Source organism: Pseudomonas artemisiae, assembly GCF_057128685.1.
The window spans coordinates 192,271-205,947 of record NZ_JBSKHS010000003.1; the positions used below are offsets into that span (position 1 = coordinate 192,271).

Consider the following 13,677-nt stretch of genomic DNA (forward strand, 5'->3'; position numbering starts at 1 on the left):
CCATGGCGCCCGGAGAGCCCATGGGCCGTTGTGCCGGGCCACGCCTGTTGCCTTCGTTTAGGTCAGGGCAACGGGCGGGCAGGGCGATGTCACACGATCTGTATCCCACTCTGTACCCAGAGGTGGTGGGTCGGATCCTCTTGAGGGGTGTATTGAAGATAGTTCACGCCAGCTGAGTGCTGGGTACCGTCTGCCTGCCAGTGCCCAGTAACGTGCAGGCTGTCCTGAGCGGTGCCCTTGATCAGCAGGGTAGTGGCATCTGCCGAGAGCACGCTGAGCAGGTCCGAGAGGCCCAGGGTCAGGCTTACTGGCGCCGTGGTGTTCAGGTCGATGGCCTCGATGTTGTGGATACGCCCGTGCAGGTTGCCCAGGTCGATGGTGGCCGCGCCGCCTGCCCAAAGCAGGGTATCGGTGCCGCTGCCGCCATCGACCGAGGCAAACCGCTGGTCGACGATGATCAAGGTATCGTTGCCCGCGCCACCTATCAGGGTGATCGCCCCGCCGTGTGAGCCGTCCAAGGTGTCATTGCCGTCAGTGCCCTGGACAGTCAGCGCGTCGCTGGCGGCCAGGGCCGTGCCGTGGTCCTCGCCCAGGCGGGTACTGCTTAAGGTGGCCAGGCTGGCACTGGTCACCGCAGCCCCGGCAGGGTTGAGGTTAACCGTCAGGGTGGCGCTGTCCGCGGTGCCGTTGGGGTGGGTCAGGTTGTAGGTGAACACGTCCTGGCGGCCAATGGCTGCATCGGTCAATCCGGGGTTGAGGGTATAGGTATAGCTGCCATCGGCTTTAACCAGCAGGGTGCCGTAGGTGCCGGCGATGGCGGTGCCGTTGTAGCCGGGTATCACGTAGTTACCGGCGGTCAGCACACTGAGCAGGGTGTAGGCAGAGCCCAGTACATCGGCACCGCCACCCGCGGTATCGGTCAGTAGGTTGCCGGTGACCGGGGTGTAATTGCTGACCGTGAACTGGTTGTTATAGGTCGCCACATTGACCACCCCTACGTTCACGGTGCTTAGCACGCCCACGCCACCTACCGATAAACGCACTTGGTAGGTGCCGGCGGTTTGGTCGTCTACCGTTACCCCTACCGCGCCACCGCCTAGGCCCACCAGGCCCGCGCCGCCCCAGGTACCTACCAGTACGTATTGGCCAGTCGCCGGGTTGAGCTTGTACAGGCCCAGCACCACTGAGCCCAGCACCGACAACAGGTTGGTGGCCGAAAGGGTAAGGGTAAGGTCGCTCAGGGTACCGGCGGCCACGCTAAAGCTGAAGCTGCCCGAACCGCCGCCCAGCAGGACCGAAACGCTACCCAAGGGGCTGGTGGTGGAGGTCACCTTGTTGGCCAGGCTCAGGGCAGAGTTGGCAATGTCGAAGGTGGCGTCCATCACGGTGGCGGGCGCCGCCAGGTTGCCGCTGTTCCACACCTCCGCGGCCTGCGGGCTGTCGATACGCACATAGAGGTTGGCGGTGTCGCTCAGGCCATTGGGGTGGGTCAGTTGATAGGTGAACACATCCACCTTGCCCACGCTCGCGGTGCTGCCATTGGCGGCGTAGGTGTAGTTACCCCGTGCGTCTATGGTGAGGATGCCATACTGGCCCTGCACCGTAACGCCACCGGCGGTGTTGATGAAGGCACCGTTACGCAGCACCTGCACCACTGCGCCGTTGTCAGGGCCGGTGATGTCAGCGGTGCCGTCCACCCCCACGTCGGTAATCACGTTGCCATTGAGCAAGGCGCCAGCGGTGCCGCTAAATTGCGTCAGGCTAGTGATATCCAGTTGCAGGTTACTGGTGACGTTGGTAAGCACGCCAATGCCATTGCTGGCCACCACCAGCCGGTAGTTACCTGCCAGCAGCGCGCCAATGTCTACCTGCACCCCCTGGCCTGCCAGCAGCGATACATTGACCAGGCTGCCCCCTTGAGCCGTGCCCAGGGTCACCCAGTTGCCGCTGGCGTCCTGCACCTGCAAGGTGTAGGTGGCGCCGTTGTAAAGGGCAGCGGCACTGCCGGTGGTCAACGTCAGTAGCGGGTCCACACGGGTGCCGCTGGCAACCGTGAAGGTAAAGGCCTTGCTGAAGCCGGTAAGCGCCGTGCTAAAGCTGTCGGTGTAGTTGCGGGTGGTAAACACCGGGGCCAAGGTTACGCTGGCGGTGGCCAAGTTGTCGCTGGCCACCACCGGGCGGTTCGCGTCGATATCCGGGGCAATAACGCTGCTGCTCACAGACAGGTTGCCACGGGCATCGGCCAAGCCCACGCTCAGTGCCTCACCGTTGATCTGGGCGCTACCGAGGGCCAGGGTAAAGGTGCCGTTGGCGGCCACGATCCCCGTACCCAGTACCGCGCCACTGGCACCGCGCACCGTGACGGTAGCGCCCGCTTCACCGATGCCACTAAGGCTGTTGCCATCGGCGGCCACCACCAGGGCGGTGGCCGCAGATGGAGGGGTGAGGTCCGGGGCGGTCACGCTCAGCGCCGTGGACAGGTTGCCGGCGGCATCGGCTTGGACCACGCTCAAGGCCTGATTATCCACCTGCGCTGGGCTCAAGGTCGCCGCCCAGGTGCCGTTGGCCGCTACCGTGGCGGTACCTAGCAATACTCCCAAGGCGTTGCGCACGAAAATCCGCGCCCCGGCAATGCCGGTACCACTGACCAGCGTGCCGCTGGGGCTAACCACGGCCGTGGCCGGGGCCGCCGGTGGGGTGATGTCCGGCGCGGTGACGCTGGCCAAGGACGAGCCATTGCCCGCGGCATCGGTCAAGCGCACCGTCAGCGCCTGGCCATCGGCTTGCGCCAGGCTTAGGGCCACCGTAAAGGCCCCGTTGGCGCCGACCGTGGCACTGCCCAGCAGGGTGCCATTGGCGTCATACACACTGGCGCGGCTGCCGACCTCGCCAGTACCCGTTACCACGCTGCCATCAGGGGCGACAGCCACGTCCAGAGGCGTGGTAGGCGCGGTCACGTCCGGCGCGGTAAGGCTGCCGGTCAGGGCGTTGCCGGCCGCATCGGTTTCCCGCACCGTCAGTACCTGGCCGTTGAGCTGCGCGGCGCTCAGTTGCACGGTAAAGCTACCGGTTGGCCCTACCACCCCCGTGCCCAGTACCGCCCCGGCAGCGCTGTTGATGGTAATGGTCGCGCCCGCTTCGCCAGTGCCGCTCACTTGCAGGCCACTGCTGCTCAGTTGCAGGTTGTTGAGGGTAACCGGTGGCGTGGTGTCGGCGGCGCCCAGGTTGGCTGGAGGGGACACATTATTGGCCGGGTCGGTCAGGGTAACGCTCAATGCCTGGCCATTGAGCTGGGCGCTGTTGAGGGTCACGCTGAAGCTACCGTCGCCCGCCACCACCGCGCTGCCCAGCAGGTTGCCTGTGGGGTCGCGCACTTGCGCGGTTGCCCCTGCCTCACCACGGCCGGTCAAGGCTAACCCCGCCACATTTAAGGCCAACTGGGTAGGCGCGGCGGGTGGAGTAATGTCTGGCGCGGTAAGGCTTTGGGCCGCCGAAGCATTGCCCGCGCCATCGGCCTGGCTGATCGTCAGCCCTTGGCCATTGGCCTGTGGTGGGGTGAGGGTCAGGCTCACGCTACCCGAAGGGCCAACCACCGCTGTACTTAATACGCTGCCGTCCAGGGCGCGCAGGGTCACGGTCGCGCCTACCTCGCCGCGGGCAGTCACCAGGGTGCCGGTGCCGTTGATGGCCAGGTCGGTGAGCGCGACAGGTGCAGTGGTGTCTGGCGCCACCAGGGCAGTAGGCACCGACTCGCCACCCGGTTGGGTGGTGGCGGTAGCGTCCAGTACCTGGCCGTTGGTTTGCGCGCTGGAAAGCGCAACGCTGAACGTGCCATTGGCGGCTGCTACGGCGCTGCCCAACAGCGAGCCCCCTGTCCCGTACACCCGCACGGTACTGCCAGCGGTAGCGTTGCCGCTAAGGGTTAGGCCATCGCCGCTGAGTACCAGCGCGGTGGGCGCCAGGGGTGGCGGTACCTGGGGAACGACCAGGGTTTCAGCCACCGAGGCGTTTCCGGCCACATCCGCCTGGCGCACGCTTAGGGTGTCGTTGGCCGTGATAGGCCCGGTCAGGGTGATCACAAAGGTGCCGTCGGCGCCCACGGTGGCGGTGCCCAGGGTTTGGGCACCCAGGGTCACCGTTACCAGGGCGCCGGGTTCGCCGCGGCCGGCCAGGGTGGTGTAGTCGCGGCTGACCGCCAGGGCGGTGACTGCATCAGGCGCGGTAGTGTCCGGGGCGGTATAAGGCAGCACGCCGGACAGGTTGCCCGCCACGTCCTGAGCCACCAGGCTTAAGGCTTGACCATTGGCCTGGGCGGTGTTCAGGGTGATGGCGTAGAGGCCGTTACTGCCTGCCTGGCCGCTGCCCAGCAGGCTACCATCGGCGGCCCGCGCCGTCACCGTGCTGAGCGCTTCGGCGGTACCACTGAGCAGCAGGCCGCTGTTGGTCAGGCTGGTGACCGTAGGCGCTACCGGGCTCGTAAGGTCCGCGGCTTGTAAGCTGGCGCTGCCAGACGTGTTGTTGGCCAAGTCCGTTTGCACCACGTTCAGGGTTTGGCCATTGAGCTGGGCGCTACCCAACACCAGGCTGAAGGTGTTGTCCACCGCAGCGCGAACCGTGCCCAGGAGCAGGCCATTAGCGCCGGTGACTGTTACCAGGGCCCCGGCTTCGGCGGTACCGGTCAGGCTCAGGCCATCGGTACTCAGCGCAAGGTTATTCACCAAGCCTGGCGCGGTGGTGTCGGAGGCCACGAAGGGCACCGCGGCGGAGGTGTTGCCAGCGGTATCGGCTTGAGTGAGGGTCAGGGCCTGGCCGTTAAGCTGCACGCTGTTTAGCCTGAGGACCCAGGTGCCATCGGCGTTTACCGTCGCGTTGCTCAAGGTTGAGCCATCGGCACCCAGCACCCGTACGCTGGCATTGGCTTCGCCGGTGCCGGTCAGGGTTAGGCCATCGCTGGCCAGTGCGGTGACGACTGGGGCCGCGGGTGGGGTAAGGTCACGGGCGGTCAGTTGACTGGCAACCGACGGGTTGCCGGTGGCGTCTTGCTGCACCACCTGTAGCACTTGCCCATTGAGCTGTGGCGTACTCAAGGCCACGGCAAAGGTGCCGTCGCTGGCCACGGTTCCCAGCGCCAGGGGGTCGCCATTGGCGTTGGTCACCACCAGGCGGGTGCCCGCTTCGCCAAGGCCGGAAAGCACGCTGCCAGCGGTGTCCAGGGCCAGGCCGGTCACCGCTGCCGGGGCGGTGCTGTCAGGCGCGCCCAAGGCGCCGATGGGCGAGACGTTGCCGGAGCTGTCAGTGAGCGTCACCAGCAGGGCCTGGCCATTGTTCACCGGGTTGGTGAAGGTGATCTGGAAGGCGCCAGTGGCACCCACGCTGCCGGTGCCCACCAGGCTGCCGTCGGCCAGGGTCACCCGTACCTGCGCCAGAGGTTCGCCCGTGCCGCTGAGCTGATCACCGGCTGCGTTGATCGCCAGGTTACTTGGCGGCGCTGGCGGGGTCAGGTCTGGGGCGAGCAGGGCAAACGGCGGGCTTACGTTCCCAGGCGGGTCGGCCTGTTGCACGCTCAGCACCTGCTGGTTGATCTGCGCAGTGGCCAGCGCCACGCTGAAGCTGCCATCGGCCAGCACCAGTGTGGTGGCCAGCAAGGTACCGGCGCCATCGCGCACAGTGACCGTAGCCCCGGGTTCGCCATTGCCGCTGACTACCGCCCCCGCGTCATTGATGATCACGTTGCTCAGTGGGTCCGGCGGGGTGAGGTCTGGGGTAATCAGCGTCGCGCTCGGGGACACATTGCCCGCGCCGTCCCGCTGGGTAAAGGTCAGGGTTTCGGCATTGAGCAGGGGCGTACCCAAGACCACGGCAAAAGCCCCGGTGCCGCCTACCGTGGCGGTGCCTACCGGGTTACCGGCGGCGTCGGTGATGGTCACCTGGGCGCCGGGTTCGCCACGGCCCGTGATGCTGGCGCCGTCCGCGCCTATGGCCAGGGCGGTGAGTGCCGCTGGCGCGGTGGTGTCCAGGGCCACGACCGCGGCGGGTAACGAGGTATTGCCCGCAGGGTCGGCCAGGGTGACCGCCAAGGTTTGCCCATTGGCCTGAGCAGGGATGATCGCCACTTCGAAGGTGCCGTCCAGGCGTACCGTGCCGGTCCCCAGCAGGGTGCCCGTCGCGTCTCGCACCGCGACCGTTGCGCCGGCTTCCCCATTACCCGTAAGCACGCCACCGTCCGGGCTCAGGCCAAGGCCGGTAGCCGTTGGGGGCGCGGTCAGGTCTGGCGCGGTAAGGGTGGTAACCAGGGATTCATTCCCTGCCGCATCCACCAGGGTAAGGCTCAAGGGTTGGCCCGCCAGTTGCGGCGGCACCAGCGTGGCGGCAAAGGCGCCGTCTGCGTTCACCGTGGTGGTGGCCAGAATCAAGCCACCCTGGGCCAGAACCCGCAAGGTCGCGCCCGCTTCACCGAAGCCGATGAGGCGTGCGCCATCGCTGGCCAGGCTGAAGGTGGTGATTGGCAAGGGCGCGGTTACATCCGAAGCGAGCAAGGCAGCCGCTGGCGCCACGATGCCATCGGTGGAGGTGGCGATCACCGTTAGCGCCTGGCCATTGAGTTGGGCGGCCAGCAAGGGGGCGGTAAAGGTACCGTCACTGCCTACCAGGGCAGTACCAAGCAATTGGCCTGTGGCGTTGTACACCCGCACCACGTTCCCGGCATCGGCTACCCCAGTCACGTTAAGGCCATCACTACCTAACAGCAGGTTGCTGGCGGTGCTTGGCGCCAGGGCACCTGGGGCGATTACCAGGGCCGCGGCTGACGCATTGCCAGCGGTATCACTGGCAATCACCGCCAAGGCATCACCGGCCGCGGGGGCCGGCACCAGCGCCAGGCTAAAGCGGCCATCGGTGCCTACGGTCGTGGTACCCAGCGGGGTGCCGTCGGCGGCGCTGGCGGTGATGATGGAGCCCGCTTCGCCCAGCCCGGTGAGGGTGCCACCGTCAGCGGAGACCGCCAGGCTGCTGGCGCCAGCGGGTGGGGTAAGGTCAATGGCGGTCAGCGTGACCGGTGCCGACAGGTTGCCCGCCGCATCGCTGGCGATCACGTTGAGCACTTGGCCATTGAGCTGGGGCGCGTTCAGGGTGGCCACGAAGCTGCCCGCGGCACTGACCAGAGCGTTGCCCAATACCGTGCCTTGCGCATCGCGCAGGGTCACCAAGGCACCGGCCTCGGCGCGGCCCGCCACCTGCAAGCCACTGGCGTTGATCACCAGATCGCTGGGGCTGGCAGGGGCCTGAATATCCGGGGCCAGCAGGGTTACCGCGGGGCCCTCGTTGCCGGGTGGGTCCTCCTGATTGAGGGTCAACGGCTGGGCGTTCACCTGTGGGCTGGTCAGGATCACGCTGAAAGAACCGTCACGGGCTACCAGGCTAGTGCCCAGCACGCTTCCATCCAGGCCGCGCACGAACACAGTGGCGCCGGGTTCGCCCTGGCCGGTCACGGTCACGCCATCGGCGTTGATGACCACCGCGCTCAACACCGCCGGTGGGCTGATGTCCGGGGCGGCGAAGTTGACCGCTGTCGACGGGTTGCCGTTGGCATCGGCCTGGGTAACGCCCAGGGTTTCGCCATTGGTTGAAGGGGGCGTCAGCGCTACCGCGAATACCCCATTGGGGTCTACCACAGCGGTGCCGAGCAGGGCGCCAGCGGCGTTGATAATGTTTACCCGGGCGCCCGGCTCCCCAAGCCCTGACAGGCTACTGCCATCGGCGCTGATCAGCAGGCCCGTTACTGGGGCCGGGGGCGTGAAGTCCGGGGTGCCGACGGTAGCGCTGGGCGATCCGTTGCCCGCGGCATCGGTCAGCTGTACCGACAGCGCCGCGCCGGTGTTTTGGGCCACGGGCAGTACCACTTGGAAGGCGCCGTTCTGGTCCACGGTGGCGGTTGCCAGAACAGTGCCCGCCGCGTCGCGCACGGTAGCGGTCGCCCCGGCTTCACCCAAGCCCTCTACCACGGTGCCGTAGGTGTTGATGACCAGGCCGGTAGGCGCTGCCGGGCCTTGGAGGTCTGGCGCGGTGAACGCGGTGGCTTGGGACACATTGCCCGCGGCATCGGTTTGCACCGCGGTGAGCGCCTGGCCGTTGAGCTGGACAGGGTTGAGCGGCAACGTAAAGCTGCCATTGCTGCCCACGATCGCTGTACCCAACACGGTGGCATTGACATCGCTGACGGTAACGCTCGCCCCAGGCTCGCCGCGGCCCGTAACCAGACCGCCACCATTGATCACGGCCAGTGACAGGGGCGCGTCCGGCGCGGTGACGTCGCTGGCCAGCACGGTTGTGGCCACCGAGCCTTGCCCGGCAGCATCGGTCGCGCTCACATGCAGCAACTGGCCGTTAAGCTGGGCGAAGCGCAGGAACATGCGGAAGGTGCCGCCGCTGCCCACCAAGGCAGTGCCCAGGGTGCCGCCACTGGCATCCGTGGCGTTGACCGTGGTGCCTGCCAGCCCGGTGCCGGTCAGGGTGTAGCCGTCCGAGGACAGCACCAGGTTGCCAGGGGTGACCACTTGAGTGCCGTCTGGCCCTGCGAGGGTGGCCGGTGAAGCGGAATTGCCGGCGGCGTCGGTTTCGACCACGCTGAGCAGGTCATTGGTGGTCGCCGGCGGTGTAAGCGCCAAGCTGAATACGCCGCCAGGGCCCACCGTGGTTGTGCCCAGCACCAGGTTGGCGGCGTTGGTCACGGTAACCAGCGCGCCCGCTTCGCCCCGGCCTGACAGTGCCGTGCCATCGGGGCTGATGACCAGGTTGGTTACGCCAGGCGGCGCCGTAGTGTCCAGGGCGCTGGTGGCAAGCGTTTGCGAGCGGTTACCGGCAGTGTCGGTCGCAGTGAGTTGCAGGCCTTGGCCATTGAGTTGGGCGGTGCTCAGGTCGACCGAAAAACTACCAGTTGGGCTGGCGGTGCCACTGCCCAGCAGGTTACCGCCCAGGTCGCGCACGTCCACTCGGCTATTGGCTTCGGCGGTCCCAACAACCGACAGGCCGTCGGCGCTCAAACTGAGCACCGTGGGGGCTACCGGGGCGCTCAGGTCGTTGGCGGTGAGGGTGTCGGGCGTGGAGAGGTTACCGCTGGGGTCGGCCTGTTCCACGCTCAGGGCCTGGCCGTTAAGCTGGGCGGGGGTTAGGGCCACGCTAAAATTGCCGTTCACGTCTACCGGGGCGCTGCCCACTACAGCGCCAGTGGCATCGCGCACGGTGACAGTGGCGCCGGGCTCGCCGGTTCCGCTAAGCATCGCGCCATTGCCGCTTAACGCCAGCGCGCCCACGGTGGCCGGTGCGTTGGTGTCCGGGGCGCTGACGCTGGCCAGGGGCGAGAGGTTGCCTTGGCCATCGGCCTGCACCACTTGCAAGGCCTGGCCGTTAACCTGCGGCGCACTGAGCGCAACGCTAAAGCTGCCGTCGGCGTTGACCGCACCGCTACCCAACACGGTGCCGTTCAGGCTACGCACGGTCAGTTGCGCAAGGGGCTCGCCCACGCCGGTCAGCGTGTTGCCGTTGTCGACCACTGCCAGCGCGGTGGGTGCGACCGGGGCAAGAATGTCTGGCGCGGTCAAGGGTGCGGCCGTGGTGCTGTTGCCAGCGGCGTCGGCCTGGCTTACGCCTAAGGCCTGACCGTTGACCTGCGCCTGGATCAAGGTCACATCGAAACGGCCATTGGCCGCTACACTTCCCGTCCCTATAGGAACGCCTGCGGCATTGCTGACGGTCACGCTGGCGCCCGGCTCGCCACTGCCGCTGACAATACGGCCATTGGCGGAAATGGACAGGTCACCCGGTAGAGCCGGTGCAGTAAGGTCCAGCGGGGTAAAGGCCACCGGCGTGCTTAGGTTACCCGCGGCGTCTGAGGTCAGTACTTCCAAGGCCTCGGCGCGCACTTGGGCCGCTGACAGGCTCACGCTAAAGCTGCCATCAGCGGCCACTTGCCCGGTGCCCAGGGTTGTACCACTGGCGTCCAGCACCCGTACCGTGGCGCCTGCTTCGCCGGTACCGGTCAGCACCAGGCCCTGGCCGACGATGGCCAGGTTGGCGACCGGGCCGGGCGGCTGCACGTCTGGCGCCACGAAGGGCACCAGGGATGAAGCAATGCCTGTGGCGCCCACCGCACTCACTTGCAGGGCCTGGCCATTGGCTTGCGGGGTAGCGAGGGCCACGCTGAAGCGACTGTCGGCGTCTACCACTGCCGAGCCCAGCACAACACCGGTAGCATCGCGTACGGTTACGGTGGCCCCGGCCTCACCCAGGCCGGTGAGCAGGCTGCCGCTGGTATCCAGCGCCAGGTTTTGCGGCAGTAGCGGGCCGTCCAGGTCTGGCGCGCCGATGCTTGCGGCTACGGCGGTGTTGCCTGCTGAGTCTGCCAGGCTGACCTGCAAGGCTTGGCCATTCAGTTGGGCAGGGCTGAGCAGCACCGCAAAGCTGCCCGTGACACCCACGGTGCCGGTACCGACTACAGTGCCAGTGGGGTCGCGTACCGTAACGGCGGCACCGGCTTCGCCTCGGCCGCTGAGCAGCGCGCCGTTGGGGTTGATGGCAAGGCCCGTGGCCCCGCCAGGGGCGACGATGTCCGCCGCTGTAACCAAGGCGGTGACGGAGGTGCCGCTAGCGCCGCCGCGTACAGTAACGTCCAACAATTGGCCGTTAAGCTGAGCGCTGCTCAGGGGCACGCTGAAGGTGCCGTCGGCCGCGACAGTCACGCTACCCAGCAGCGTACCGTCGGCGCTGCGCACTTCCACGGTGGCCCCCGCGGTGGCGGTACCGGTCAGGTTAAGTCCATCGGTGGTTAGCGCCAAGCTGGCGGGGGCTGGGGGCAGGGTGGCAGGCACGGCCACGCTGCTATCGACTGACAGGTTCCCCGCAGCATCGGCCTGGCGCACCCCCACGCTGGCGCCAACCGCTACCGCCGGGGCGAGCGCTACCACGAAGGTGCCATTGGCCGCTACGGTACCGGTGGCGATCACGGCTCCCGCGCTGTTGACCACGGTAACACTGGCGCCGGCTTCGCCTTGGCCGCTCAGGGCCAGGCCGTCGCTGCTGATCACCAGGTCGGTGAGCGCAGAGGGCAGGGTGACGTCTGGCGCGGTGACCAGGGCTTGCAAGGAACTGTTGCCGTTGCCGAGGGTGGCGGTGACGTCGAATACCTGGCCGTCGAGAGACGCCACGTCCAACGTCAAGGTAAAGTTGCCGTCGGCGCCGGCACGCCCCGCGCCCACCACTCGGCCAACAGCGTTGCGCATCAATATTCGCGCCCCGGGCCGGGTGAAACCGCTAAGGCTCAGGCCATCGGCACTAAACACCAGATTGGTGGGTGCCGGCGGCTGGCTCAGGTCCGGGGCTTGAATAGGCAGATTGGCCGACACATTGCCGGCGGCGTCGGTCAAGGTAAGCTGCAACACTTGGCCGCTGATTACACCGGGTATCACAGGCAGGTCGAAGGTGCCGTCGGCGGCCACCTGGCCGGTGACCAGCACATTGCCCGCGGCATCGAACAGGGTCACTAGCGCGCCAGGCTCACCACGCCCGCTCAGCAAAATGCCATCGCCGCTGATGACCACATCGGTAGCGATGGCTGGCGCGGTAACGTCTGGGCCCAGAGGTGCCAGGGGCAGACTGAGACTGGCATCGGCCGAGGCATTACCGGCAGCGTCCGTGGCATTGACCGCCAGGCTGGCACCGGGGCCAGGAATGATGATCAGCGAGAGGCTAAAGGTGCCGTCAGCGGCGGCCAAACCGGTGCCCAATACGGTGCCATTGGCGTCCCGCACGGTGACGGTGGCGCCGGCTTCGGCATTACCGCTTAGCACGCCGCCGGTAGCGTCCAGGGCGAGGTTGATAGGCGCCGCGGGGGCAGTCACGTCAGCGGCGATCAGGCTCGCGGCAGGGGAGGCGTTGCCGGCAGCGTCGGTTTGAACAACGGCCAACGTTTCGCCATTGAGTTGAGCACTGCTGAGGGCAACGGTGAATTGACCATCGGCTGCTACCACCGCCGTACCCAGCAGCGCGCCGCTGGCACTGCGCACGCTTACCGTCGCGCCAGCTTCACCCCGGCCACTGAGCACACGTGCGCTGGCATCGATCACCACGCTCGTAGGCGCATCAGGCGCGGTTACGTCCGCGGCCAACAAGCCAGCGGCCGGTGAGGCATTGCCAGCGGCGTCAGTTTGCGTCACCGACAGCGCCTGGCCATTGAGCTGGGCCCGGCTGAGCGTGACCGCAAAGCGACCATCGGCCCCCACCGTACCTGTTGCCAGTACCGCATCGAAGGCATCGAACACATTGATCGTGGCCCCAGCTTCACCTAACCCAGTCAAGCCTAGGCCGTCACCGCCCAATAATAGATTGCTGGGGGCATCGGGGGCCGTGGTATCGGCGGGTGCGGCACCACCGCCGCCACCGCCGCCACCACCTGCCAAGCCACTGGCCGCGGCCGCGCCTGCGCCCCCGGCCCCCAGGGCGCCCAGGCCGGCGATGGCCCATTCAGGCGTGGCGCTGCCTACAACCCCGGCGCCTACCAGCAGGTCATCCAAGGCAGAAAGTTGGGTGAAGCTAAACCCATTGAAGGCCTCGGCGCTGTACTGGGCTTGCCACAGCACACCGTCCTCGCCCTGGAACACCATGTCGCTGCGTACGCCTTCGGCGCTGGCATTGAAGAAATTGCCAACGGTCACCCGCTCACCGGACTTGAGCGTGACGATAGCGTTCTGACCACTGCGAGAAACGCTGGCTACCTGCGCGGGCGCCACGGGCATCTGCACCACCCCGGGCTGTGGCAGTTGTAAATCCCCCCACGCGCGCGCGGTGAGTTCGGAAGTAGATTTGTCGGCGACTACGATATTGTCCATTTACTCCCCTGCCTTCATCCGATGACGTGCGCGATACCCAGTGGCCTAAATGAAAATAGCCGGGCATCTAAATAGGATCCGAAGAGACCCAGGATGAGGTATAGCAGAATCAACCCCTCTTTGCTTAGGGCTCTGCCGGGTGTACAAGGAAGAAAACACCTCACATATTCGTAACTTCCGTTAAATCAATGCACTTTGCTTGGAAATGCTCAAACCATGGAGCAAAGTGTGTATAAGCCTAAGAAGGGGTGAATCAGCGGTTGTATAACCGACAAGCAGCGTTTCACACAGGGGATAGGCGGCCGGTACGGCGCGGCTGGCGTCAACTGCCAGGCTTTAGGTAAGGTAGCGGCCCTTATGCCGTAGCTCAGGCAGGCTCATGCTGGATATTTCAAATACTGTTCAATTGCCAGACAGCGAAATCGAACTTAACGCTATCCGTGCCCAGGGCGCGGGCGGGCAGAACGTGAACAAGGTCTCGAGCGCGGTACACTTGCGCTTCGATATTCAGGCCTCGTCACTGCCGCCTTTTTTCAAGGAGCGCCTGCTCGCGTTGCGCGACAGCCGCATCACCAGCGACGGGGTAGTGGTGATCAAGGCACAGCAGTACCGCACTCAGGAGCAAAACCGGGTGGATGCGCTGGAGCGATTACGGCTGTTGATTCTCTCGGCCACCCATGTGGAAAAGGCCCGGAGGCCTACCAAGCCGACCCGGGCCTCGAAAACCCGCCGCCTGGATGCCAAGGGCAAGCGCGGCAGTATCAAGGCGGGTAGGGGAAAGGTGGATTTTTAGCCCTTT

At 66.3% G+C, this 13,677-nt stretch carries 2 protein-coding genes; one reads left to right on the forward strand and one right to left on the reverse strand.

The genetic code is table 11. The features are described 5' to 3' along the window. Window positions 1–89: 89 nt before the first annotated feature. Entirely contained in the window at window positions 90–12,878 is a 12,789-nt protein-coding gene (locus ACWKV4_RS05370; protein ID WP_483830719.1) for a BapA/Bap/LapF family large adhesin, read from the reverse strand. Between the two features lie 379 nt (window positions 12,879–13,257). Here ACWKV4_RS05370 and arfB point away from each other — a divergent pair, with 379 nt between their 5' ends. Further along, window positions 13,258–13,671, forward strand: coding sequence for an alternative ribosome rescue aminoacyl-tRNA hydrolase ArfB (gene arfB / locus ACWKV4_RS05375; RefSeq protein ID WP_483830718.1), 414 nt, complete (start codon window positions 13,258–13,260; stop codon window positions 13,669–13,671). Window positions 13,672–13,677 lie beyond the last annotated feature (6 nt).